A 25,817-nucleotide genomic window follows, 5' to 3' on the forward strand; every position below is an offset into this window, starting at 1 on the left:
AAGCAGGGTTTCATCGGAAACCCTGCTTCTTTTATTGAAGGATAAATGGCGAATCCTTGTACCCATTCCGTTCTTCATGATGCGAAAACCACAGCATTTAAAACGGCTGCACAAGCCTTGCCTCGACCCAAAATAACCCGACAGAATCGGTCTTTTTGAATCAAAGGCTTTCCCCAGCTGGCTTCCAGCCGGGAACAAATATTTATGTAACTCAGCGACATCAAGAATGCAACTCTTCACTTGGCCCGCCGGCTAATTTAGTGCCGGTCCGTTGACAGGACCGGGTTTCAGCGGATTCAGCGTTGATTTGTTCGCTAAAATGGTGCTTTGTCGGGTCAACCCATCCATCACAGCTAGCATCATGTCGGAAGGCAGAGTGGATCAGCCAGGTTGTGGTGTTTAATTACAACAAAATTTAAAAAATTCGGATTCAGCCCCATTTTTTTTGTAGCTTTCTTACGAGAGCTCGCATAGATTCCCCTCATCGACAGGCAAACCAAATGACTGCCGAAACCTTAAAAAATCTGCCCGGTGACATTCGCAAATCAGTTTTCGAGTGTGCCCCCTTAGAACGGCCCTGGGAATGAACTCCTCCCAGGGTCTTTTTTTCGTCCAATTGCAATAAATTCCCAGTCATGCGCGTCCTGGCATTGGTCTTGAGTCTTATCTTTTCAAAGAGAATGATTATGCTGCGCTCCCTCATTTCAATTTTGGCCCTTATCCTGATTCCCACGGCCTGCGTCAGCACCGGAAAGCTGGATTCCCAGGGCTTCACCCATGATAAGGTCGGTTATTCCCTGCCCTATGCGAAGGCGAATGAAAAGCTCTTCATCAATTCATCGTGGACGCTGGAAACCAATAGCCAGGGGCAGCCTTCCCCGAAGGACAACGGTATCCGCCGCCTGGAGGTGAAGAGCTACAGCGGGCATGAGGAGACGATGCTGGTGCAGGATCTGGACCTCGTCTTCAAACATCGTGAAACAAACGGCGTTATTTCCGTTCAGAGCGTGCCCCTCGGAGAAAGCGCGGCTTATAAAAAACTCCCCATCCTGGCCAAGGATCATATGGAACGCCTGAGCGGCCTATATTATGCGTCTCTAGTTGATGGCGGAAGTGGCGTCGGCAAGGGGAAAAACTATGTGACCAACATCGTGGAAGGCAAAGCCGGGACCATCGGCACTGCGGATACCTACGAAGTGGTCGTGGACGTGGCCAATGCCGAGCAGCTGAAGCTCAATCCTGAACACCGTTTGATGCGCTATAAGATGGTGATGATCAAGCCCAAGGCGCCGGAAGGTTGGAAAGACCTGCGGGGCGTTTATGGCAAAAAAGTTAAGCCCAATGATCGGTATATCGAGGAAACCTATCCCGCGCTCATCGTCCTGACCTATGCCATGGACCATGCCTTTTATCAGGAATATCTCGCTGATTTCGAGGCCCTGGTCCGCCGCTTCAAGTTGAGAGGCTGAGGCTCACACCTGCTGCTGATGCGTGATGCGCTTCAGCAGCTTGCCGATCATGAACATCAGGAACATGGTGATCATGGTCGAGGCGATGATCACATTCCCGAGGCTATCAAAGTGATCCAGCCGGCCGCTGGGCTCCGCCACCACGATAAGACCAGCCAGGATTGCTGCAAGTCCGCCCGAAATCTGCTGAATCGACGAACTCACCGACATGTATGCCCCGCGATCCTGCGGCTTGGGCAAGGCCGACATCAAAGCCGATGAAGAGATCATCCGGGCCGAGACGCCAATCCACATCACGGTATTCACGGCAATCACTGTCCAGATGGAGACCATCGACAGGCGGGTATAGACGGCAATGGTGATGATGGCCAGAGTCGAACCCATCATGAAGATCAGCATTTTTCCGATCCGATCACTGAGCCGCCCAACCAAAGGCCCTGTGATGATCGAGATCACGCCCGTCACCATATAAATCAGCGGCAGCTGATCCAGGCGCACACCAAGGTTATTGACATTGAACGCACTGGCAAAGGGCATCAGCATAAAACCACCGGTCGACAAAAGCGCTGTCGTGGCAAAGCCCTGAAGGTAATTCCGCTGGCTCACGGTTTTGAAGAGATGCACAAAGGGGTTGTTGTCATGCTGCATTTTCAGGTGATCGCGGATGGGTTGCAGCCGAAGGCCGATCATCACGCCGGCCATAATTCCGATGATCACGATCAGGATGAAAGGAGCGTGCCAGCCCCAGTGATTCGAGAGGTAAAGACCGAAGGGCAGGCCCATCACCTGACTGGCAGCGAAAGATGTCTGGATGATCCCCATCACGCGGCCGCGCATATCGTAGGGGAAAAGATCGGTGATGATCGCAAAGGAAACGGAGCCGACGACGCCGCCGAAGAGTCCCGTCACGATACGCGCCGCCAGCAGGAATTCATAGCTGGGCGCCAGTCCGCAGAAGAGCGTTCCCAAAATAAAACCGATATAAAAAAACATTAAAAGTTTTTTACGATCGAAGCGATCGGCGAAGCCCGCAGCCAAAAGTCCTGAAGCCCCCGCGCTGAACGCGTAACCTGAGACCACGAGCCCGAACTGCGAAGTCGTGATGTTCAGGGTCGGCATGAGGATCGCCCCGAGCGGCGACAGTATCATGAAGTCAAGGACTACGGTAAACTGCAAAAAGGCGAGAACGGCGACGACAAACTTTTGATAGGGCGAAAATTTCTTGATGGCGTCTTTGGGAATACTCGACATGCGGGATCCTTATTTTCAGGACATCCTTTAAGTATGGTCGATAGCTTGGATGAGTTGCAACGTGGGAATGAGGCCATCCGAATAAAATTGCGTCCTCAGTTCAGGCCGCGCGGCGGGACCATTTTTCCAGAACATGGCACAGCGAATCGAGGCCTATGGGTTTGGCAATAAAGTCGACCATGCCAGATTCCTCGCAGCGCTTGCGATCCTCGGGCAAAGTATTGGCCGTCAAGGCAATGATGCTGGGAACAAGCAGGATTTCGCTAGGATGATTCAGAATCCAGCGGGTCGCGGTGAATCCATCCATTTCCGGCATATTCAGATCCATCAGGACGATCGCATAAGTTTGGGTCTGAAGGGCGCGGATGGCTTCGCGGCCATTGAGGACGGCATCGACCTGATAACCCAGGCGGGTCAGCATGCGCGTCGTGAGGCGACTGTTGACGTCATTATCTTCGACGAGAAGGATGCGGATACCGCGCGACGTGGATCTATCGACCAAGGAATCCTCCCTATCGGGTTATGAGACATAACCGTGACCCGATAGGAAGATGCTTCGGTACTGAAGGAAAGAAACCTGAAGCTGCGCGCAAACAGCCCTTTACTCCAGCGTCTTTTTCCGTCTATTTCCTGCGCACTTGCCGCGCGGCCCGATTTCAGCGGCCCTGTCTCTTCTGTAATTTTCCGCCGAATTCCTCATGAAAGGCACGAAAAATCGATCGGAAGCCGAGGAAATTTCAGCTTTTGATGCTTTTTAAGGCAGGTGCCCGGCATGTCCTAAACTTCCGTATTCATAGTAAAAAATGGCCAAATCGCTGAGCAAGCGCGCCGAAGTCTTAAGTTTCTTCAAAATATGCCGAGGGTTGGAGAGCAGGCTTATTTTTCGGAGGCAGGCCATTGACGCGACTCAAACACTTAAAACTGAAACCCACGGCACCCTATGCGGGTTTTTCGCAGATTGACGGCAGCCATCCGATTCAGGAGCAAGTGCCCTTCTCCCACGTCCCTTATCACGCCCGGCATCGCCCAGGCGGCAAGGTCGCCTTCTTCAACTTCACGCTGGCCAAAGACATGGGACTCATTGATCCCGGTCACAGTCACGAGATGAATGCGGAACTTGAGCAGACTCTCTTGCAAACCTTCGGTCTTCTGATCGTCAACGAATACGATCAACTGCATCCCGAGCGCGTCGACAAGCAGAGCATCAAACCGAAAACCTATATGGCCACGCGGTACCTGCAGCTGCAGCATCCCGATCGTCGTGGACTCACGTCGGGCGACGGCCGGAGCATCTGGAACGGATGCTGGCAGTTTGCCGGGAAAACCTGGGACATCAGCAGCTGCGGAACGGGAGCGACCTGTCTGTCCCCGGCCAGCAGCAAAAGCAAGACGTTCTTCCGCTCGGGTGATCCGAACGTCTCCTATGGCTGCGGCTACTGCAAACTTCATGAAGGTCTGATCGATACTCTTTTCAGCGAAATTCTGCATCGGAATGGTGTGCGTACCGAGCGCGTGCTCTGCGTGCTCGAATATCCGAAAGGCTTTGCCGTGACCGTGCGCGTCGCCGAGAATCTTCTGCGGCCTTCGCACTTTTTCCTGCATCTGAAGCAGGGGCGTTGGGATCGTCTGAAGGCTCTGGTCGATTATCATATCCAGCGCCAGGTGAATAATGGGACCTGGACCATCGAGTCCGGCCAGAATCCTTATGAATACTTCCTGCAGTCGATGACGCGCGATTTCGCGACGGCCGCGGCCCGCTTTGAATCCGATTATATCTTCTGCTGGATGGAATGGGACGGTGACAATATCCTGGCTGATGCCGGAATCATCGACTACGGCTCCATTCGCCAGTTTGGGCTTTTCTTCCATGAGTATCGCTTCGACGATCATGAACGCTGGTCCACGAACCTGAAAGAACAGCGCTCCAAGGCCCGCTACATGGTGCAGACCTTTGCCCAGATAGCGGATTTTTTGAAGACGGGACGGAAAAAATCTATCGAACGCTTCGCGCGTCATGCGTCGGTGCGCGAGTTTGATAAGATCTTTCTGCGTTCACGCCGCCTTTATCTTCTGCGCAGAATGGGTTTGACAGAATCGTTGGCCGCTGAGCTTTTAAAGCTGCAGGGCAAAAAAGTGCAGGAGCTGGAAAAATGCTTCATGCGCCTGGAATATGCGAAGACGAAAAAAGGCAAGTACCGCGTGCCGGATGGCATGAATTGGAACATGCTTTATGTGATGCGCCGGCTCCTCCGTGAACTGCCCCAGACTGTTGAGCAGAACGTAACATCACGCGAGGCCTCGGAGTTATTGAAGGGTTCTTTGGCCTGGGCGGCTCATGAGGATGCGCATGCCGTGCGTCCGGCTCACGTTCGTGAGCTTGTGCAGCTGACCCGCCTTTATCGGCATGTGATGGTCGAGGCTGCGTCCCTGGCCAGGACTGACCTTACGCGGCTTATGAAGGTCGTCAGCATGTGGAGTGGGAAACTGAACGATGAAAACCGCATCACCGGCGACGCTGTCTGTCTTCTGGCCGAGCAGCTGATGAGCCATCGGCGGCATTTGAGTTCGCGGCAATTCCATAAGCTTTTGGAAATGATCATCCGCGAGCAGGTGCTCAATCCTGATTATCAGCCGAGTGCCTTCCAACCCCAGCTGCGCAGTGATGCGAGGCTCGAACCTCTGGTGCGTCGAGCCCTGAAAATCGTGCGCAGCTATCGGGAAGGATTATAACGCCTTGGCCTTTTCATAAAAGGCCTGCATCATCCGCGGCAGGTTTACGGCGACAAGTTTATTCGTAATCGCCTTCGGCGCGAATACCTTCAGATCGACATCCAGCTCATACTGAACCTTGCAGGAATTCGCGCTCTGCGGCGTGATCTTCCAGCGGCCCTGATTGACCTTGAACAGGCTGCCGGACTCCAGCGTCCAGGCCACCACTTCGGGGCGCTTTTGGGTCATCTTCAGGATGTAGGAAAAGGATTTGACGATATTGATGGTGTACTGGATGCGGGCACTGGTTTCACTGAAATCCAAAACCTCGACCTCGTCGACCTCACCCAGAATCTCGGGGTAGCTCGCGTAATCAATCAAAGCTGCATAGAATTTCTCGGCAGGGACGTCAAAGACTTCTTCGCGGGATGCACCAGCCATCGTCACACCTCTCCAGGGTTCAGGGAAATTTGCGAGTCTTTTTAATTAGCTGATTCATCGCAAACTTGCCAGAGCGGAGTGAAGTGGACGGGAAAAGGAAAAGCCCGGGCCGTGGAGCCCGGGACCTGTCATCAGTTGAACAGCATGCCAACCAGAACGGTTTCGAGGCCTTGCTGAATCGACCCGGCAGCCACTTTTGGCAGAAGGGTGATGGCCGGAGTAATGCTGGACTCATAGGTCAAAAGCCACTGGCCTTCGCTGCAAAGAGCGTTATCGGTGCAAGCCACCGCGTTGATCACGCCGGTTTGCAGTTTTACGCCTTCCGCGCCGGTCAAAGGTTTTTCACCAGCTGGAACCTGCTGAACGCCAGCAGTCTGGGCAGCGAATTCAATCGTGCCTTCCGCGCCGGCATAGGGTGTCGCGAGGCGGGTGTTGTAGGTCACGCCACGAACTTTTTGGTAGCCGATGGGGGACTTCAGTTTGTAGTCATAATAGTGACGCGCGATGGTGGTGCCATCAGCCGCTTTCATATCGTCGAGACGGGCGCTGCGGTTGAAGACGATGCTGTCCGAACCCACAGTGTCAACGTATGCAGGCCACTCGTCAAAGGCGAGGTACCTGTCGAGCAGATTTTCAACAGTCGGGTAGGCTTCCTTGTCGACGACGATGTAAAAGCGAATGTTGATCGGGAAGCTGCCAGCCTCGGTTTCCACGCAGAAGCGTTGATCCGCGATCGCTGCAACGCAAGCCGCAACATCCTTGGGCACCGGGGGAGCTTTGGCGGTTTCAGCTGCAGCGTGGCCAGCCAGAAGGCAACCCATTCCTAGTGCGATCCATGTTTTCATAAGAACTCCTTTGTGACTTTGGGATTTGAGGAGCGAAAGGCCCTCAAATTCGAATGTAAACCCCTTAGTTAATCATCAGGGACGGGGACTCGGCCATCCTTGGCTCCCTCTCCTCATCCCGAAACCATAGCTGTAAAATTTCGATCTGACGGTCCCTTAAGGTTCCATCGCGGCTCAGTAAATAGAGCTGATCCATCACGATGCGATAGGCATTGTGCTCCGGATCTTCTTTCCACACCATCCGCTGTTTCATGTAGCCAAGCGCTTTGCTGAGACGACTCAGAAGATCGCTTGATTCCACCAGGGCTTCGCGCCACAGATGCTCAGAAACCGAGCTGAGACTGATCAAAGCTTCGGCCATAGGCTGTCGGTATTTGGCGTCGGTCAGCGCCTCTGTCCAAATTTTTCCCTGCACCAATCCAAGGCGTGGATCGGCCAGGAAACGGGAGAGCGCGCGTGCGCCGAGCGATTCATTCTGAATGGACTGAACGAGGTTCAGCATCATCTTCGACCAGAACGATGGTTCCGCACTGGCCCCGGCCTCCTGATGCAGCTGCAAAAGTCCTATGCCCTGACGCAGAAGATGCGGCAGCCAGAGTTCCATGATCCTGGCCGTGCTGTTTGTTTCGCGACCATCCAGAGTTTGCAGCGGAGCATCCAGCGTAGCCAAAAGACTTTCCCAATCATTCAAAAAGCCCGCACCGAAATCAGCATGGCGCCAGGCCTGGAGGATTGTATTCCAGCGATCGCTCAGGGTTTCCTGCTGGTCCGCCAGCAGGAGGCCAAGCGCCACATTTTCTTTCAGGAAACGCTGCAGAAGATTCGCGCGCTCCGATTTTTCGCCCAGCTCGGTGCTGCTTTTTTGAACCTGATTCAGAAAGCGTCCGAATTCGTCCGGACTGAAATACTCGCAGAGCAGGACCCAGGTGCGAATGGTTTCCTTTTGCCCGAGGAATTTACTGAAGCGCAGACCCGGCTCATTCCAATTGAAGCTGGTGAAAAGAGTCATCGCATACGGCAGATCACGACCCGCGAAATCATAATTTTCCGCACTCGCGAAGTTGCCGAGGATATGTCCCGCCGCATCCAAAAGATCCGGTCGTGCGCTGATGCGTTCCATCAGCAAAAAAGCCATTTCCAGCATGGACTGACCGGCCTTGGCACTTTCCTGCTGGGTGTTGATCACGAGGGACAGGAATTCATGCACGACATCCAGCGAGGTGCCGTCACCGTTCCTTTGGGCGAGGCGGGCCAGGAAATCCGTCCAGCTCGTGGTTTCAATGCCCTGTTCCCACTGATCCATGGCCGCATTCAGAAGACTGGGCTGCGCCGCCCAGAATTGCACCGCATAGTATTCCCGCCGACTTTGCGAAGCCGCATTCAAAGCTGACCAGTGACCGCGGGCCTGCCGCAGCCAAAGTTCGGTGCGTTCTTCCGCGTTCAGCTGCTCCTGAGCGAGCTTATGAAAGCGGAGGGCCGCCGGAATTTGCGCCAACCCTTTTTTCAACTGGGCTTTGCGACCCATACTGAACACATCATTCAATACGCGGCGGGTGAACCAGGCGGGGAAACGCAGTTCATCACTCACCCTGGCTTCCGTTATTTTCAAGCTGGTGCAGGTGCTGCTGTCTTTGGTTTTCAACTGAAGACGCTGCGACCACTGATCACGCGGTCCGAATTGATCGGTGCTGAGCAGCGGGCAGAAATTTTGCGCAATGACCGAAGCCATGAAGGTCTGATACTGGGCCTCGCGAATGCCGGTGTCGCTGCCTTTGAGTTCCAAAGCACAGGAGGCCGGCTTCCCATCGGCCGCGGCACAGGTTTTATCATCCAGGCCGATCAGGGGCTGAATATAATACGAGCTGCCGGCTTTGGTCAGACCGAGCAGGTTGAAGGTGGACAGCATCTGAAAGTTTGGGTTGCTGAGCAGCTGCGGATTTTTCAAAAGTCCCACGCGCGTCACGGTGCTGACCTTGGTCGCGGGAAAGAGCGCCGTGCCATCACGATTCCGCACCAGTGCCTGGGAACCCAGATCTTCCAGCGTGGAAACATTGGCTCCCAGTTGGTCAGGGAAAAGCTTCACAAACAGAGCATAATCCGCATCCATATTGCTCACAAGCGCCGCGGCGCTGAAGAATCCCTTCAGGCCACCCGTGGGTACGGCGCCGAGCTGAGCATCCTGAGGAAAGGCGACCGGAAGTTTATGATAGTGCCGCAGGTAATAGAGAGTCAGAAGACGGGATTCGGCAGCGCTGTAGTGCTCGACTTCAAAAAATTCAGTGGTGATGCCCGGAGCGGTTTGACTCCATAAAGGTTCTTCGGATGCTGTTAAATCCGTCCAGCGGGCATCACTGCTGATATTCTGCACGAACTGATTCGAGAAATCCTGAAAGCTGCCGGTTTCCTGGGGCGGCAGATCCTTGCTGACAAGGCCGCTGCTGGTCAGCTGCTGATACCAAAGGCCCCAGCCCGTGGGATCATCCCCCAAAGGACGGACCGACTGCATGGGCTGAATGATACGATTTTCAACGCGCGGCTGTATCGAGACCTGGCCGGGTTCTTCAAAACCGAGGTAACGCGCCGGGCTGCCGAGACTCGCCATGGTGGTATCCGAACCATCGACCAAAGATCCGAGTTCGGGATTGCGGAAAATGCTGTCGGCATTTTTAAAGCGATACAAAAAGTGCGAGAAGAGCGAACGGTCCCTGGCGAAGGTTTGCCTCACATCCTCGGGCCATTGAAATGTGGCATCCTGAAGGATATCGTCCTGGCCTTCAAGAGTCGCGGGGAGTTTGTAACGGAGCGCCTGTTCCAAAGGCCCTTGATTATAGACTCCGGCAAAGACCCTTGCGGCCCTTTGATTGGTGACCTTATCAAGGTCTTTCGTATCAGCGGGAAGCAGATCATGGAACTGCTGACTGAGGCTGCTGAGTCGCTCCAATTTCAAACTCAAGAGTTTTTCAATCGGATCGGCCGCAAAAAGTCTCTGCAGCTCGGCATCCTGCATCAAAGTCGTTTCCCAAAGCGCGACATCACGCAAGGATTTCGGCTCGGCCTTCTGCCAAAGTCCCAGCAGTCGATCCATGATCGAGGGATCCACGGCGCGGTTGGCCACCCCGATATTTTTCAGGTAATAGCGATCCCTCTCCAGCAGCTGCTTGCTTTCCAGCAGCACTGTGCGCATGAGATCCTGAATGAGTTTCGGTTCAGGCTCCGCATAGGGATCGGCCCAATACGAAGCTGTCAGATCCGTATCATTGGGTTTGGCTGTCAGCTCCAGACAGTCGGCCTCGGCGCAGGTGCGCCCCACAGCGACCTTGGACCAGGATTCCAAAGCCATGGTCATGGGAACCTGTCCATCACACGCCGACTGAGGCGTGTTCAGGGTTCGCAGTATTTCATAAGTGGGAGCAAAATCCGTGGAGGAAAGATCTTTCAGGCCGGGAATCGTCAGGGCCGAACAGCCCGGGACAGCGCCGCCTTTGGCCAAAAGGTCCAGCATCTGTTCCATGATGCGACTCGACCAGAGCTTGGCGCGCAGTGTATCCAGTGAAGGATCATTGGAAGGTTCCAGCAGGCGGCTGAGCGTTTCACTGATGCTGTTCAAATCCGAGGCCGGCATGCTGCTCAAATCCTGTGCCACTGCCAGGAGCCAGCGGGCTGGGTTTTGCTGCTGATCCAGGCTCTGTTCCAATCCTTGAGCCAGACGCTTCGAGATGAAAGAACGTTCCCCGCTGTCGAGACCCCGATAGGCATTCCAAAAACTTGTGATAAAGCGGCTGAGTTTTTCAATCTCGGCATCGCTGAGAGTTTGCGTGAATTGGTCGAGGTGCTTCGCAAAGGTCGTCGTGGAACCGGCAGTCAGGGTCACAGAAGGCAGGGCGGATGCTGCATCCGGACTCTGCGGCTGTCGAAAGGACTCCAGCATGCGCGCCTGGCTCGCGGCGTCCGGTATCTGAAGGGGCTGCGCACTGAGGGCCGCATCCACGCTATTCATCAGCGCATTCTGCTGAAGGACTGTGGTACTGACTGTTAAAAAACGTGGACCGAAATTCCGGCCTTCCAAAACTTCCCGCGTCATCGCCGAAAGGCTGTCTTTTTCGAGGGCATTGACGAAAACGCCGAGTTCCGCCAGAAGATCATTCATGCGGCCCGATTGCGACCAGAGGGTCAGCTGCTGCTGCAGGCGCGAAGGATCCAGGCTTAAAAGAAAGGGCTGCAGCTGATCGAGGCGTTCGGTCGCAAGATTGAGGCCCTGCTTTTCCCCCTCGCTCAAACCCCGATCCAGGATGCTGGCGAGGGCCAGAAGATAAGGATAACGCTCTTCATGCGTGGTGGCGGTCTCATCCGGCATCAGCGCGAAATCCACCAGCTTCTGCATCTTATCCGCGGATAATTCCGCGAGCAGATTCTTGGTCGCGGGCAGCGTCTCGCCTCCATCGCGACTCCTATTGGAAGCGCAGCTCAGCATCTTATGCAAGAATGCACCGCTCAGTTCCCACTGGGAAAGATTGGTGCTGAGGCAGGCCTCGTTCGATTCGGGATTCTTGAAGAAGGCGAAGCCTTCGCCTCGATTCAGATCCTGTTTTTTATTGGTGCAGCTGATGACGCTCCCGGTCAGGATCAAAAAGAGCCAGGAATATCTAGAGCGCATACCTTACCCCTCCGACAAAGGTCTGGATAGTGCTCGAACCATCCAGAGCTATGGGCAGCCCTTTTGGTGTTTGCACGCTGAGGCTGGAGAGCTGGCTTAATTGATAAGCCGCATCCAGAGTCAGTTGATGACCGTCTTTGTCGGGGGAAAAGTTATAAGCGGAGCCCAGGGCCAGCGTGCGACGCTCAGGGTCGACGACATAGCTGGGAGCATTCCGGCGATTGGCCGAAGTATGCGCTTCAAGTCCGGCGCGCAGTTCCAGGCGATCCTGCAGCGCGGCGAGGGGGGCTGCGATTCCAAAGCGGAAGGCCTGCGTATCCCGAAGATTGGCATTGCCCGGACGATTTTCCACCGACAGCGCGGCGACATCCGAACCTGTGATGGTCACGACCGGAGCATTGAAGCGCGACCACGATGCGCGTTCCAAACTGCCCATCACGCGCAGGCGTTCGCCGTTCCAGGCAAAGCCTATGCGGGTCATGGCCGGATCGTAGAATGGAATCAAACTCGTCGAAGCATCGAAGGGCAGCATGGCGCTTTCGGTGCTGAAGGCAAACGAGGATTCGATGGTCGATTCCGTTTCCTGCGCCTCGCGATGCATGGCGCCCAGAACCCAGTTGCCGGTGCTCCAGGACACACCGAAGTAAGGAACCACAACAGGCTCCATAATAAATTCAAGGCGGCCTTCCGATTCCTGACTGTCGAGCGCCACCTGCAAAAGTCCGCGCGCTCTGAGGGAGTAGTACGCGCCCACGCCGAAGGAAAGGTCCCAGGGGCCTTTGATGGCGAGCGCGGTATAAGCCGCAGGTTTTTGCTGCTGCTCGGAATAACGCAGATAGGTGGCTTCGTAAGGAGAAAGGCCTTTGATACGACCGAAGCTGCCCTGGGGCATATAGGCCGCGAGACCAAAGTGCAGATCATCCGTTAGTTTGAGATTCAAACCAAGACTGCCGCCCTGCAGGGCGTTGGCATCGGATTCCCGATCAGGATCCCGCGGCAGGCGACCCGCTTCCCCGGCGGGCAGATCCTGCAATTTGAATTGGGTCAGCATCGCAGCCGAGGCGATTTCGCTGCGATCGGACTTCACGAGGAGGGCCGGATTGCTATAGGCGGCATAGGCTGTGGGGCCGCCGGCCGTGGTGGCATTGCCGACCGCGACGGTTGATGCTCCCAAACCATAGGTATCAAAGACATTCGCGAAGGCTGGATGGGCGATGCACGCAAGCATGCCCAGAATGGCACAACGGCCAAACAGATGAGTCATATTGTCCCCTCAGTGTGTGAGTTCTCTTCAAAAGAGCTTGGGCGAAGAAAATGAAGAGAACTTTGCATGTGCTTAGCAACGATCGAGGAGCCGGTCAAATGTAAAGTTTTTAACAGTGTCGAGGCTGGTTCGTGCCCGCTGCAGGACATCACGCGCGGTGAAGCCTCGGAAGGCTATATGAGGCAAGGTCCTTGCGCTTTGGCATTCTTACTTCTATGTAAAATATGCGCTTGCGCACAGCTGTTCCATCGAGCATCTGCAATCATCATGCGGCTCTCCCGGAGCCCTGATTTTACCTTTTTAAACGGGATCACAGCTGTACCTTTATTCTTACAAAATCATGCCGATGCAGACTTACGGGAGGAACCCATGCCGCGTGAACGACTGATTGAGCTTCCTGATCTGGATCGACTCGCGGACAAGCGCAGCGACGTGCGTTACGGTCTGAACGGGCTTGTGCCGGCTGTCATTCAAAGCCTCGACGGACGCGACCTGGATGTCGTGATGCTGGATGTGTCGCGCGGTGGGCTTGGAATTCTGGCCCACGGCTTTACGCAGCGGGTCGGTGATACGGTGAACTTCTGCATCGACGGTCAGGCCCCTTTGGTCATGGTCGTGCGTTGGATGAGGCGCTCGCGCCTCGGTGAACAGGAGGGGCTGGGTTTGACGCGCGTGGGCCTCGCGCTCCTTATGCCGGGTGATAACCTCGTGGAGCGTCTTCGCGTTTTTGATTGTGTCGATCAATGAGGAATTCAAAGCGTGCTTGATCTTGCGGGTATCAAACAGGGCACGGCCGCAGTCGCGGTGGTGGCGGAAAATGAAATCAAAAGGCGCCAGATCATGGACGCTTTTGGACTTCTGCAGACTCGCAACGTCCAGTGGTTCCGCAGCTTCTTTGATATGACCGTGGCCCTTGATAAAAGGGAGGTGCAGTGGGTCTATGCCTCCTTCCGCGATGAAGAGGGCGAAACGCTCCTGGCTTATCTGCAGCACCTGCAGGGGGCTGGTTATACGGATTCAATTTGTTTCAGCGTGATGATCCGTGACGCCGACCAGCAGCATCTGCCGCATCTTTTTGATTGCGGCCTTATGAGCTGGCATGAGAATACGGATAATCCGGAAGACATAGCCCAGGGACTCTTCAGGCTGCATAAGAAGATCGAGCCCGACATCAATCCCTGCATGATCGCGTTCTCTTATTTAAAAGCCTATTATAAGAGCCAATCACGCTGGACGGATATCCTTCGGCTCACCGATAATCTTCTCCGCCTTTATCCTTTTGATGACATGCTGCGCCTGAATCAGGTGGAAGCCTATGCCAAGCTCGGTGAGACGGAAAAAGCCAAGACTCTTCTTTTGTCGATCGAATACTATGACCCGGCCACGGCCGAGCAGGTGATGCAGCTGCGCAGCATCCTTTTGAAAGAGGATGAAGGCAGCATGCGGGCCTTGGCTTATCAGTATCAGATGACCTCGGTCCTGATCGTCGATCCCATTGATGAAACGGCCCAGGTCCTGCAGCAGAAACTCCGCGAACTCGGCTTTCAGATCGTCGAGCACTGCAGCAGCGGGGCGCGAGCGGCTGAAATCATCAGCAAACGATCCTTTGATTTTTATGTCCTCGAATGGCAGACGCCTGGTCTGTCCGGTCCCTTCCTTCTTCAAAGAATAAGGGAGAAAGGGCAGCACGAGGCGCCGATCATCGTTCTGACGGAAATCCTCGATCGTACCGACAGCCAGCTCGTTCGTGAGATGGGCGTCGCTCAGGTCCTGCGCCGACCCCTTAGTATCCAGCAGTTCATGATGGCCGCGGCCTGGTCGATGTCGCAGTCGCGGATGCCGACCGAAGCCAGCAGCTTCGAGCGGAAGATCCAGGTGCATCTGAATCGCGGCGAGGCCGAGCGCGCGCGTCAGGTTCTGCGGGGCTTTCAGGCGATCTCCACCCGCGATCCCATCAAGGAAAAATATCTGAAGGCCTGCATTCTTTATCATGAGCAGCGCTATTTCGAAGCCAAGGTGCTTTTGATCGAAGCCACGCACGAATCGGCGGGAGATAACGTGCATGTGGCCGCTTTGCTGGCGAAATGCCTGATCAAGCTCGGGGATTTTCAGGCCGCGTTGTCCCTTTTGAAGCGCTGCACCCAGCTGAGTCCCAAGCATATCGAGCGGCTTTGCAATCTTGCTGAAGTCGCCCTGCAGATCAAGAATGTGCATACGGCCGAGGATGCTCTGCAAAAAGCCGAGGGCCTGGATCATGAATCCCCGCTTGTGAAAAAAGCCAGGGCCAAGGTCGCTGTTGCGGGTGGACAGACCCAGCGGGCGCTCGATCTGATGAAGAACATGAACAACGCCCAGGACGTGATCGCCTATCTGAACAACATGGCCGTGGCCTTTGTGAAGACGGGCGATATCCCCGAGGGCATGCGGCTCTATAAGAACTGCGGCAAGATCATTCCCGAGGACAGACCCGATCTGAAGGCCATCGTGGATTACAACCTGGGCCTTGCCTGCGTGAAAAACGAAGATCCCAACCTTGGTTCCGTCCACATCAAGGCCGCGCTCGATCGTGGTCCCAGCGTGGTCTATGCCCGGGCTGAATCCCTTCATAAGCGCATCCTCGACGCCCGTCGCTTGAATATTAGCGTCAAGCTCAATGTCGCGAGTTCGGATAGTCGGAGCGAAACATCAGAACTTTCCATCGAAGAGGTCAACCTCTTTCAGGACCGCGAAGCCGAGCGGCGCAAGGCTTATTTCCTGCGGGGTCTGGTCCTGGCCGAGCGGCCCGGTCTGCCCAAGGTTTCCTGAATCGTCCCACTCACGCAGAGAGCGAGGCAGTATCGCGCTGAAGGCGGGCGGCCTGAGCACCCATTTTTGGGGCGTCCTCGTGTGCGTCGATGCAGCCTCGCCCGGCATCCAAGCCCCCCGAATCCCTGGACTTAATTACCCGCTGGACACTTCCCGCAAAGCCTGCTAGCAAACAGATCCAACCAACGGATGACCCGTTTGTTCTGGAGGAGTTTTATGAAAACGACATTGACCACCTGTGCCATGGTGCTGGCTGTTTTGAGCCCAGCGGCTTTTGCTGCACAAAAGAATTGCCAGATCACTTTCGAATTCAATAGCGCGAAAGTGGATAGCAAGGCTCTGGACGTCTGCGTTGACGTTTTGCAGCTGAAGGCCGGTGACAAGGTTCAGATTGATGCCTACGCTTCCGAAGAAGGCACCAAAGCGTATAACCTGAAATTGTCCCAGAAACGTGCCGCGGCCGTCACAAGCGCTTTGCAAAAGCGCGTGAAGCAGCTGGACGTGAAAGCCCAAGGCCTGGGTGAGCGCGATATGGAAAGCCGCGTGGCGATTCTGATCATGGATGCTGCGGATACCGCCGTCGCTTCCGAAGAAATTCCCGGCACCAAGGTCGCCGCTCTCGGAACAAGCGATGCCGTTGCCACCAAAACTGCTTCCGCCTCGACGACCCAAGGTCGCTGGCGTGCCGCCCTTCGTAGCGGTTTCGATACCACCCGTATCGAACAGCGCGAAGAATATTTCGCTCCCGGACTCGACGTCGCTTATCTGCCGAACGTTCATCCGAACCTTCGCCTTGAAGTCGGCGCTCTGGCCAGCCTTTATGCGGAAGGCAACCGCAACCGTCTCGGTTCGTATCACTTCGCACCCACCGTCGGTTACCAGAACTCCGGTTACGTCGCCGGCGTTCGCGGTCTGGCCGGTGTGGTTCACAGCTACGAAACAGACAAGGACTTCACCGATACCGGTGCGGAACTCCGTCTGGGTGTGGAACGTGATCAGTGGTCGCTCTTCCTCGGCGCAGGTCGCAGCAGCACGCTGGACCGCGTAGGCATGGACTTCGGCGTCCGCTTCTAAAATGGACGCGTGGTGGAAGGCGATGAGCCTTCCACCGGCCCTTTTAAAAGAAGCACCAGCCTTCCCCGCGATAGGTCTTCACCACCTGCTCGACCTTGCCTCCTCGCAGAAGATGCACTTCCTGAAAACGCTCCATCAATTCCCCGGCCTTGGCATGACGGAAGAAAATCGGCTCCCCGAGTTTTCTCTCCTCAGGTGAACGGAACGATGTCTGCACCTCACCGGCGCCGAGCATTTTGAAAAGAGTCAAACCACGCGGCAGAAAAATCTGCGGCTGCTTATCGACATGAATCGGACCGGACGCAATGTAACCCCCGCCGCTGCAGGCATAGACATGAGACCGGGCCTGACGCACGATGGGCAGGGCAAAACCCGCCGCCGGTGCATATTTAAAATCTTTGAAGTGATCAAAGAGCGTGGGGGAATAGAGCCCCGAGCCTACTGTTATTTCCGTGACGCTGGGATCGTGGCGGGTCACGCTCACGCTGCCGGTGCCGCCGCCGTTGACGAGACTCAGCCTATACCCGGCCTTCCGCAGGTATTCCACCGTCGCCACGCGTCGCGCGAAGCATTCCTTTACGGAAATTTTCTTCAAAAAGCGCACGAAGAGATTGTAGATCCGGGAGCGCGGCAGATGATCGGGCAGGCCCGCAATCTGGCCTTCATAGCCCATCAGGCCTTCGAGCTGAAGCAGATGGCACTGGCGCAGGGTATTAATGAGCGGCTGCACATCCTTGGGATGACGAATAGGCGAGCGAAAAACCCCAAAATGCAGAAGCGGGAAATGAGTCGAAAGATCCAGGTCGATGCAGACGGAGATGGTCGTCATTCCGGATTCTGCATGCTTTTGCAGAAGCTTCAGCTGGTCCGGATGATCCACCATAAAAAGAATACGCTTGCCCGTTTGTATCGAGGGCAGGCAGGCTTTGATGTCGCGTGACTCCATCGTCGGATAGGCGATCAGAATATCATTGAAGCCGGATTCAGCCAGCAGAGCCGCTTCCGCCGCGGAATAGGCCATCAGTCCCTTGAATCCCGGATAGCGTTTTAAGAGATAACGCAGAATGTAAACACAGCGCAGAGACTTGGTGGCAAGGCGCAGCGGGTAGGGGCCCGCTCTTTGACAGAGCGCCTCGGCATTGGCGTCCAGAAGATCCATATCTATATAGGCCAGTGGCAGGGCGCGGCCCTGGATGGCGGCCGAATAGGCCTCATAGCTGGGCGGATTGGCTGTTGCAGTGGCCATAAAAATCCTTAAGAATGCGAAGCAGAAAAAAGGAATCATAATGCAGGTCCCACGAGCAAGGCAACGGATCGCCGGGTGCCCAGGAGGAAAACGTGGCAGCAGACGTGGTATTTCGCAACTGGTCTCGTTTGATTCAAGCCCGGCCCCGGGAGACACTGCGCCCCCAAAACCTCGCCGAGCTGCAAAGCGTCGTCCAAAAAAGTCACAAGGTCCGGGTCCGGGGTACGGGGCATAGCTTCAATGCCTGTGTGGCCACGCCTGATACCCTGCTCCATTCCGATGCCCTGAATCGCGTGCTGCATCTGGATCCTGTAAAAAAGCAGGTGAAGGTCGAGGCGGGTATCAAGCTCAAGGATCTGAATCTGGTTCTATGGCAGAACGGACTCGCTTTCCCCAGTCTGGGTGATATTGCGGAACAGGCCATGGGCGGATTGGTTGCGACCGGGACGCATGGGACGGGCCTGAAGTGGGGATCGTTCTGTGACGGGCGCTCTCTGATCGGAATGGAGCTTGTGCTCGCCGATGGCAGTCTTTTGGAACTGCGGGCGGATCGCGAGGACGACCGGCTGATGCTGGAAGCCGCGCGACTGTCGCTTGGGACTTTGGGCGTGATTTATTCCCTCAGCTTTCAGCTCGAAGATGCGCATCACCTGGAATTCAGCAGCCGTATCGTCTCGCAGAAAGAGGCTTTGGATCCTGCCCTTTATAAAACCCACGATCATTTCGAATATTTCACGTTTCCTTTTCATGATCAGGTTCTGATGCTGACGCGCGACCATTGCAGCAAGACCTGTGATCGCGGACGCCTGGGCGCCTGGATCAATGATGTCGTCATGGAAAATTTCGTGCTCGCGTCTGTTTTACGTCTCACTTCATTCTGGCCTTCAAAAATAGGCTCTGTGATGCGTCTGATGACTCAGCTGGCGAGCGAAGAGCACTATGTCGGCCGTTGTTATGAAGTGATGGCCTCCATGCGCAACGTTCGCTTCTTTGAAATGGAATATGCCTTTCCCTTGGAGCGGATTGAAGAGGCGCTCACCATCTATCATGATGTGAATCGCTTTCACGCGCAAAAGACCAAGGGCGAAGCCTATTATGCGAGCTTCCCCGGCGAAGTCCGCTTTCTGGGCGGTGACGTGGGAACCATGCTGTCACCGACGCTCGGCCAGCCGACGTCCTATCTTGCGGTCCAGGTCTTTCCATCCTTTGGCTCCGGCTATGAAGGCTATTTCCGAACCATGGAAGATGAGTTTCGCAAGATCAAGGGACGGCCGCATTGGGGTAAACTCTTTTACAAAAATCCGATGGATGCGTATCCACGTTTTCACGAATGGAATAAAATACGCCAGAGCCTGGATCCCGGGGGGAAATTCCTGAATCCATTTGCGGATGCTCTGGTGCACGGTCGGGATTTTTAAAAACGCAGGCGCTTGAAAATAAATTCCGGCAGGTGTGTGATCACGGCCATGACCCAGCGCCAAAAGCCTGGAGCATAGAGAGTATCCTTCCGCTTCTCGATGGCCTGCACAATGCGTTTGGCCACGGCCTCGGGATTGGCAGTCAGTGGCCCGCGCGGCAGATGTGCCGTCATCGCCGTGGCCACGATTCCGGGCTTGATGGTCAGGACTTGCACGCCGCTTTCCGAGAGTCTTGCGCGAAGGCCCGAGGCATAGGCTGTCAGGGCCGCTTTGCTCGCGCCATAAACAAAATTGCTGGCCCGGCCGCGATCACCGGCGACGCTGGAGAAGATGGCGAGCACACCGCTTTTTTGCTGCAAAAGGAGGGGCAGGATGCTGTTGCTGATCGCTATAGGTGCCTGCACGTTCACATTGAAGAGGTCTTCGCAGGCCTTCGGATCACTGAGGAGCTGCTCGGTATCCCCAAGGATGCCGGAGGCAATGATCACGACATCGACATGCGTGGTGCGCTGCCGTAAAAGTTCTGTGGCGGCGCGGGCTCCGAATGCGCTGCCGAGATCCGCCACCAGTGACTGGACTTCACTGGCGCCGCGTGCTTTGAGGTCGCGTTCGATATCGTTCAGTTTTTGCTTGTCACGGGCAATCAGAAAAAGGCGGGCATGCTTTTGCGCATAAATCCGCGCCACAGAGAAGGCCATGCCGGAACTCGCGCCGAAGATGGCCACGACAGGATCATTGGGGGACTCAACCACGGCTCACCCTTTGCCAAAATTGGGAAGTGAATTTGGGATCCACAAAGCGACTGAACTCACGCCACAGCGGATATCCACTTTGAAAGAGTTCGGGACTCATCATCGCGTCCTTGGCGGGATAAAGTCGTCCGCCGGCCCTTAGGACGATCGCATCGAGTTTTTTGAAAAGAGCTTCCGACCGTGGCCCTTGATTCTGAAAATCGAGGGTGAGCGTATAACCATCCCGCGGGAAGGAAAGCATGCCGGGGGAGCGGATATCGCCGAATTTTTTTAAAACGGCAAGGAAGGATCCCATGCCCGACTGGGCGATGATGTCGAAGATTTCAGTGAGTTCCTGCTGCCGTTTGGAATCGAGCACGAACTGGTATTGCAGAAGGCCGTGCTGTCCATACATCCGGTTCCAATGCAGGATCTTATCGAGCGGATAAAAGAAGGGATCGAGCGGCATGCGGCCCTTTTTTACCCTTGTTTGCTGCTGCTGATAATAAAGCTCATTGAACGCGCGGATGGACCAGCGGTTCAAAATCCAGGACGGCGCCTGGAAGGGCACGGCGACTTTCCATTTGGCTTGTTCCGTGAATTCCGCGGCGGGGTCACCGTTTTTCGCGTGATTGCCGCGGAAGAAGATCCCGCGCCCTCGTTTTTTTCCATGCGCCATGCAATCGATCCAGGACATCGAATATTCCCAGTCGCGTGCGGATTCGTCTTCCAGGGTAAAGAAATCGTCAAGCCCGGTGGTTTTAATCGTTTCCGCGTCCATAAAGGCTGAGGCGATCGGAATGAGCTGAAGGGTGCAGACGGTGATCACGCCGGTCAAACCCAGCCCACCGACGGTGGCGGCGAAGAACTCCGCTTCGCGCGTGGGGCTGCAGGTGATCGTTTCCCCGTTCGATCGCAGAACTTCCAGCTCCTGGACGTGACAGCCTATGGTGCCACGCTTGTGATGATTTTTGCCGTGAATGTCATTGGCAATCGCGCCACCCAGGGTCACATACTTCGTGCCTGGGGTGACCGGGACGAACCAGCCGTGGGGGACGATGAAATCCAGCAGGGCTTCGAAGCTGAGGCCGGCTTCGGCTTTGATCAGTCCGGTTTGGGCGTCAAAGTTTTGGAGTTTATTGAGGGGACTCATAAGAAGCGCCGTACCACCACTCGGCAAACAGCTGTCACCGTAACTGCGACCCTGCCCATAGCAGAGGAATTGCGTATCGCGCAAAAGAGCCGCGTGAAGATCCTGCTTCCAATAGACGGGTTCCTGGCGGGACTCGCGACCCTTCATCCCACCCCAAGACTGCGTTGGTTTCACCGGTGCTCCCTGAATTCGTGACATGAGTCAGCATACCGGGGTCAATCGGGAAAATCCAGCGGGGGCGTTCGTATCTGCTGGGAAAATCCTGTGGGGCGGTTGGCACATCAGGAAAGGTTAGTGACCGGCTCCAAGAAGAGGCCGGGCCGCCTTGGTCTTGTCGCTGTTGCTGACCTGCTGAACAGGAGCTTTGGGCAGAACGCGATCCACAGCCTTCAAAAAGGCCACCGAGCCGTTCACAGCGCGCTGAACAATGGCGGGGAGCTGCTCGGCGTCGGGTGTCGCCTCATGAGCGACCTCAAGGGTCAAGGCATAGACGCCAAACTTCATATAGGCAAAGTCGATGAATTCACCGTCGGTCTGGTAGTCGTGGAACGATTGCGTGTATTTAGGCATGCCCATGGTTCGCGCCACACTTTGACCGAGGGACTTGAAGATCGGATCATGTCGGCTCGTTGACGGTGTATGACACCAGGGCCAGAGCACCGCTTCCAGTCCAGAGTGAAAGGCCGCCGAGGCCACCACGCGTTCATTACTCAAAAGACGACGGACGAGGCGTGTTTCCACAAGGCGGAAAGCCTCTGACTCGGGGCGTGTGGGCGTGGCATAATCCCGGTTGGGATCGACACCCTGAGAATCGGTTCGCAGATTGGCCGCGTGACCATCCGGATTGACCAAAGGCTGCAGGACGATGCGATACTTCCGCAGAAGCCGATCAACATCGGTACGGTCGCGCTGATGGATCAGAAAATCAATCAAACCCAGCACAGCTTCCGTCGAAGCCTTTTCGTTTCCATGATGAGTGCCATTGAAATAGATGGCGGGGACGTCAGGGCTCCAGTTTTTACTGATCGCGACATACGCGATCTCGCGGCCCTGAAGGGATTGTCCCAGGACAACAAAGCGTGCCACATCTGGATAATTTTGCGCGCGACTGCGAAGATATTGAGCGATCTCTTCCTGAGCATGGTAGCGTTGGAACTGGAGTCCATAAGCCGTCTGGGTGAAGCCCGAGGCCAAAACCATGATCTGGATGTAGAGAATGAAAATCGCGCGCATGGCGTTTATTTCCTGTTTCGTTTCTGAGGCGGATACTATCGCTTGACGCGGCAAGTGTCAATTGACAAGCCATGTAGAACATCAGAGCAGGCAAGGCTTTCGCTCTCTTCTCGCAACAGGGATGCAGGCGTCGTCGGTCCGCGTGACGTGATCTTGATATTCTCATTTGACAAAGCCACTCATTCGTCGGAAGAAGAAGACTTTTACCGCCATGATATTCAGCGTTTGAGTCTGCCAAAGAGGGACGTAATGGCCTTATCGTATCGTATCCGTGAAGCTGCTCTGGATGATAATGAACGGCTGATCGAATTGGTTCGCCGTTGTCCGATGCGCGGTCAGCTTCAGGTCTACCTCGACCGTTATCCTGATTTTTTTGCGATGACCAGACTGCAGGGCGATCGCTCGTATATTTACGTCGCGGAAGATGTCCGGGGTGATCTGGTCGGCTCGGTGGTCTTGATTGAGCGACAGGAATACTGGCACGGGAAACTGGTCAAGGTTCTTCACATCGGCGATCTGCGCACCCATCCCGCCTGGCGAGGAACCCGCATTGCGGCGAAGTTTGTCGAGATCTATCGGCATAAACTTTTGAGCGAGGGCTATCATCACGGCAGCGCCGAAATCATGGAGGGCAACGCCGCCCCGGTCAAAGCCCAGCGTCTTCTGGGGGACGCGATCAAGGTATGTTATGATGGCGCAATCGACTTCTATCAGCTCCTTCCCATCTGGAACTATCGGCCTTCCAAACACTACCGCTATCGCACGGCCGGACCCGAGGATTTGCCTGCAATCGCGGCGCTTCTGAGCCGCAGCTACGAAAGCAGTCCGGGAGCCCCAGCCTTTACCGAGGAATTTCTGGCTCGTTCGATTGAAGCCCATGGTTCGTTCGGCCTGCAGAATATCTGGCTGGCGGAAAATGAAGCGGGCGAGATCCTGGCCTGCCTCGGCACCTGGGACCAAAAGAGCCTCCGCCGCACAGTGGCAGTTCGTCTGAGTCGATTCTTTCGGCTGGTGGTCCGTCTTCTGGCCTGGCTCGGGGCGATCTGGAAGGTCCCGCCGGTTCCGGTCGAAGGTCGGCCTCTCCGTTATCTCTATCTGCGCTGGCCGGCTTGTCAGCCTACAGCTGTTTCCGCTCTACGGAATCTCGTGCGCGTTGTCATGCGCGAGGTCAGACAGCAGGGCGAGCATCAGTTCGTGGCCGTTGGCTTTCATGAAAAAGATAGGCTCAAACAATGTCTTCGCGCTATAATTCGAGTCAAGACCAAGGTTCATCTTTATTCACATCAAGTCAAAGCAGCTGCGGAGCCAACGGCCCTGATGCAGGCGTCCGGGGAAAAAGCTCCGTACGTTGACGTTGCCTTGATCTAGGGGGCAATTTGGCAAAGCGAATTCTGCTGACGTCCGGGCGCGTGCCGAGCGCTCTGGAGTTGGCTCGGGCCCTTGCGCGCGCAGGCTGCCATGTGGTGGTCGCGGATAGTTATCCCACCTTTATCTGTCAGGGCTCGCGTGCGGTGGCGAAGGCCTATGTGGTGCCACCACCCCGGCAGCAACCCGCCTCTTATGAACTCGCGATCATTGATATCATCAAACGCGAGCGCATTGAACTCGTGGTGCCAGCCAGTGAAGAGGTCCTTTACCTCGCAAGCTTCGCGGCCGAGATTGAAAAGCACTGCGCTTTTTTCTTTGCCGATGCCCCGCTTATGCTGCAATGCCATCATAAGCAGAATTTCAACGATATGTCGCACGCCATGGGTCTGAGCGTTCCGCCGTCCACGCTTCTTTTAAAAGGCAGCGTCGCGCAGAAGCTCACGCAGGACGACTTTGTCCTTAAACGCTGCTATTCCCGGGGTGGCAGTCGCGTGATCTTCGCCAAGGCGGGAACCGATCCCGCGACCTGCGATGTGCCGATGGACGGCAGCTGGCTGATTCAAAAAAAGATCCCGGGGGAAACGCTCTGCTCCTTTTCCGTTGTCCAAAACGGACGTCTTATGAAAACCCAGCTCTATCGCCCTTCGGTCACGCTCGGGCACATCGGAGTCGTGTTTCAAAGCATCCGTGATGCGCGCATTGAGCAGTGGATCGAAACCTTCGCGCGCAAGACGAATTATCACGGTTTCCTTTCCTTTGATTTTCAAAGAACGCCAGCCGGCGAGATCTTCGCCCTTGAATGCAATCCCCGGATCACCAGCGGCATTCACCTTGTGAACCCGGATGTGCTGGCCCAGGCCATACTGAATCCCGATCGCCCCTTGCCGCAGAAGGCGTCCCGCAGCCGCGCGCAGATCGTTCTGGGAGTGGTGACGGCGCTGCCTGATATCCTATCGAGCCCACGCCTGGCCTGGAAAACGCTGCGCGAATGCTTCCGCGCTCCGGATGTGATGTTTGCATGGTCGGATCTTTGGCCGCTGCTCTATCAGATCAAATGCTATCTCTATTTTTTCAAGATCTGCCGCCGCGAAAGATTTCCGCTCTCAAGCTGCACGATGGATGGCATTGAGTGGAATGAAGAACGGGCAGGGCAGGAGGAAGCCTCGGCGAGACCGAGGCCCAACCTTATCAATCAAGCGTGAAGAAATCATGTTTCGTCAGGATCGGGTCCGAGAAGGAACGATCCCGGATGTTGCTCAAAAGAGTCTGCTCGCCTTCGGTCAGAGTGCCGACGGCTTCATAAATATAAAGACGGCGGGCGAGGGGATAATCAAAGCTGCGAATGTTCGCAGGGCTTGGCGCATAGGCCTGAGCGTCTGCGGTCCTGGCGAGGGGCAGTTCACGGTTGCCGTCGCGAATTGCGGAAAGACCCGAGTAACCGACCGCCGCAGCTTCCTTCGCAGTAAGATCAGCAATCGCGGCCGTATCATTCAGAACCTGAACGCAGCTGCCGAAGCTTGCAAGGCCAAGCAGGGATTTGAAGGTGTCCGTGGTGCCCGAGGCATCATCGCGACGATAGGCTACGATGGCTTTATCCTGACCGCCGACGGCTGACCAGTTGCTGATCTCGCAGCTATAAATTTTTTTCAGCTGGTCCAAAGTAAGGGACACAGTGCTATTGCTTTTATTGACAAAGACGCCAACGCCATCCAAACCGATCACGTGCTCGACGATCTGGATACCCGCGGCGGCCGCTTTTTGAAGCTGCTCGGGTTTGAAGGCGCGCGACATGGGAGCCAGGTGCTGCTCCTCATTGATCAAGGCCGATTCACCGAGGCTTGAACCGCCGCCCTGATAAACAAGATTCGTGTCGAGGGCACTGGCGCGAATCGCATCCTCCATATAGGGGGCGAGTGTATCGGAACCTTTCAAAGTCAAAGAACCCGCATAAGCCTGAGCGAAAAGAGATGTGCCGATCCAGAGTGAGCCGAAAAACAGTTGGCGCTTCATAAGTATCTCCTTGGTTTTGTGGGCACCCGAAGGGGTAGCTCGGGTATAAAACCTTGGGAACTTTGCGACAAATCAATTGACTGTGAAGCCCCGGTAAAGATTGAAAACCGGTCAATTGATGACCGCATTTCGCTTTTAAGCATATG

General features: G+C 55.4%; 19 protein-coding genes. 8 read left to right on the forward strand and 11 right to left on the reverse strand.

Translation table 11 applies throughout. The annotated features are described in order from the left end of the window. The first annotated feature begins 686 nt into the window (after window positions 1-686). The gene (locus VFO10_RS16890) at window positions 687-1,469 is read left to right on the forward strand and encodes a hypothetical protein (RefSeq protein ID WP_325142261.1); all 783 of its coding nucleotides are present in this window, start codon (window positions 687-689) and stop codon (window positions 1,467-1,469) included. Between the two features lie 3 nt (window positions 1,470-1,472). On the opposite strand, the gene VFO10_RS16895 is transcribed toward VFO10_RS16890, so the two are convergent. Both VFO10_RS16895 and VFO10_RS16900 read right to left on the reverse strand, forming a co-directional pair. Continuing rightward, the gene (locus tag VFO10_RS16895; RefSeq protein WP_325142264.1) at window positions 1,473-2,720 is read right to left on the reverse strand and encodes an MFS transporter; all 1,248 of its coding nucleotides are present in this window, start codon (window positions 2,718-2,720) and stop codon (window positions 1,473-1,475) included. Between the two features lie 100 nt (window positions 2,721-2,820). Next, the gene (locus VFO10_RS16900) at window positions 2,821-3,222 is read right to left on the reverse strand and encodes a response regulator (RefSeq protein WP_325142266.1); all 402 of its coding nucleotides are present in this window, start codon (window positions 3,220-3,222) and stop codon (window positions 2,821-2,823) included. Between the two features lie 395 nt (window positions 3,223-3,617). On the opposite strand from VFO10_RS16900, the gene VFO10_RS16905 reads away from it, so the two are divergent. Next, window positions 3,618-5,450 (forward strand): protein adenylyltransferase SelO family protein, encoded by a 1,833-nt coding sequence (locus VFO10_RS16905; RefSeq protein ID WP_325142268.1) that lies wholly within the window; start codon window positions 3,618-3,620, stop codon window positions 5,448-5,450. Here the strand turns inward: VFO10_RS16905 and VFO10_RS16910 are convergent. The 4 genes from VFO10_RS16910 to VFO10_RS16925 all read right to left on the reverse strand — a co-directional run bounded on the left by VFO10_RS16910 (window position 5,445) and on the right by VFO10_RS16925 (window position 12,633). Then, entirely contained in the window at window positions 5,445-5,870 is a 426-nt protein-coding gene (locus VFO10_RS16910) for an SRPBCC family protein (RefSeq protein WP_325142270.1), read from the reverse strand. The genes VFO10_RS16905 and VFO10_RS16910 overlap by 6 nt on opposite strands. A gap of 131 nt (window positions 5,871-6,001) precedes the next feature. Then, window positions 6,002-6,715 carry a hypothetical protein gene (locus VFO10_RS16915; protein WP_325142272.1) on the reverse strand — a complete coding sequence of 238 codons (714 nt, stop codon included), beginning with the start codon at window positions 6,713-6,715 and terminating at the stop codon, window positions 6,002-6,004. Between the two features lie 64 nt (window positions 6,716-6,779). Next, on the reverse strand, window positions 6,780-11,369 hold the full coding sequence (locus VFO10_RS16920; RefSeq protein ID WP_325142273.1) for a hypothetical protein: 4,590 nt from the start codon (window positions 11,367-11,369) through the stop codon (window positions 6,780-6,782). Further along, complete coding sequence (locus VFO10_RS16925; RefSeq protein WP_325142275.1) at window positions 11,359-12,633, reverse strand: outer membrane protein transport protein; 1,275 nt, start codon at window positions 12,631-12,633, stop codon at window positions 11,359-11,361. Before VFO10_RS16925 ends, VFO10_RS16920 begins: the two co-directional genes overlap by 11 nt. A 369-nt stretch (window positions 12,634-13,002) precedes the next feature. On the opposite strand from VFO10_RS16925, the gene VFO10_RS16930 reads away from it, so the two are divergent. The 3 genes from VFO10_RS16930 (at window position 13,003) to VFO10_RS16940 (ending at window position 16,512) form a co-directional block, all read left to right on the forward strand. Then, window positions 13,003-13,380 (forward strand): PilZ domain-containing protein, encoded by a 378-nt coding sequence (locus tag VFO10_RS16930; protein WP_325142277.1) that lies wholly within the window; start codon window positions 13,003-13,005, stop codon window positions 13,378-13,380. A gap of 12 nt (window positions 13,381-13,392) precedes the next feature. Continuing rightward, window positions 13,393-15,438 (forward strand): tetratricopeptide repeat protein, encoded by a 2,046-nt coding sequence (locus VFO10_RS16935; protein ID WP_325142279.1) that lies wholly within the window; start codon window positions 13,393-13,395, stop codon window positions 15,436-15,438. 216 nt (window positions 15,439-15,654) lie between these two features. Then, window positions 15,655-16,512 (forward strand): OmpA family protein, encoded by an 858-nt coding sequence (locus tag VFO10_RS16940; protein ID WP_325142281.1) that lies wholly within the window; start codon window positions 15,655-15,657, stop codon window positions 16,510-16,512. A 43-nt stretch (window positions 16,513-16,555) separates the two neighbouring features. Here the strand turns inward: VFO10_RS16940 and VFO10_RS16945 are convergent, their stop codons facing one another. Beyond that, window positions 16,556-17,758 (reverse strand): alanine racemase, encoded by a 1,203-nt coding sequence (locus tag VFO10_RS16945; protein WP_325142283.1) that lies wholly within the window; start codon window positions 17,756-17,758, stop codon window positions 16,556-16,558. Window positions 17,759-17,850: 92 nt separating this feature from the next. Between VFO10_RS16945 and VFO10_RS16950 the strand changes: the two genes are divergently transcribed. Next, the gene (locus tag VFO10_RS16950) at window positions 17,851-19,176 is read left to right on the forward strand and encodes a D-arabinono-1,4-lactone oxidase (protein ID WP_325142285.1); all 1,326 of its coding nucleotides are present in this window, start codon (window positions 17,851-17,853) and stop codon (window positions 19,174-19,176) included. On the opposite strand, the gene VFO10_RS16955 is transcribed toward VFO10_RS16950, so the two are convergent. The 3 genes from VFO10_RS16955 to VFO10_RS16965 all read right to left on the reverse strand — a co-directional run bounded on the left by VFO10_RS16955 (window position 19,173) and on the right by VFO10_RS16965 (window position 22,293). Then, window positions 19,173-19,928 (reverse strand): SDR family NAD(P)-dependent oxidoreductase, encoded by a 756-nt coding sequence (locus tag VFO10_RS16955; RefSeq protein ID WP_325142287.1) that lies wholly within the window; start codon window positions 19,926-19,928, stop codon window positions 19,173-19,175. The genes VFO10_RS16950 and VFO10_RS16955 overlap by 4 nt on opposite strands. Then, complete coding sequence (locus VFO10_RS16960) at window positions 19,921-21,234, reverse strand: FAD-binding oxidoreductase (RefSeq protein ID WP_325142289.1); 1,314 nt, start codon at window positions 21,232-21,234, stop codon at window positions 19,921-19,923. Before VFO10_RS16960 ends, VFO10_RS16955 begins: the two co-directional genes overlap by 8 nt. A gap of 117 nt (window positions 21,235-21,351) precedes the next feature. Further along, window positions 21,352-22,293: a M14 family metallopeptidase gene (locus VFO10_RS16965; RefSeq protein WP_325142291.1), complete on the reverse strand. Its 942-nt coding sequence runs from the start codon at window positions 22,291-22,293 to the stop codon at window positions 21,352-21,354. Between the two features lie 249 nt (window positions 22,294-22,542). On the opposite strand from VFO10_RS16965, the gene VFO10_RS16970 reads away from it, so the two are divergent. Next, window positions 22,543-23,661 carry a GNAT family N-acetyltransferase gene (locus VFO10_RS16970; protein ID WP_325142293.1) on the forward strand — a complete coding sequence of 373 codons (1,119 nt, stop codon included), beginning with the start codon at window positions 22,543-22,545 and terminating at the stop codon, window positions 23,659-23,661. 8 nt (window positions 23,662-23,669) lie between these two features. After that, window positions 23,670-24,863, forward strand: a complete 1,194-nt coding sequence (locus VFO10_RS16975; RefSeq protein ID WP_325142295.1) for a hypothetical protein — start codon at window positions 23,670-23,672, stop codon at window positions 24,861-24,863. On the opposite strand, the gene VFO10_RS16980 is transcribed toward VFO10_RS16975, so the two are convergent. Continuing rightward, a complete protein-coding gene (locus VFO10_RS16980; RefSeq protein WP_325142297.1) occupies window positions 24,850-25,671 on the reverse strand; it encodes a PstS family phosphate ABC transporter substrate-binding protein in 822 nt (273 codons plus the stop codon). The genes VFO10_RS16975 and VFO10_RS16980 overlap by 14 nt on opposite strands. Window positions 25,672-25,817 lie beyond the last annotated feature (146 nt).

Origin of the sequence: Oligoflexus sp. (assembly GCF_035712445.1) — a bacterium.
Classification (GTDB): Bacteria; Bdellovibrionota_B; Oligoflexia; order Oligoflexales; family Oligoflexaceae; genus Oligoflexus.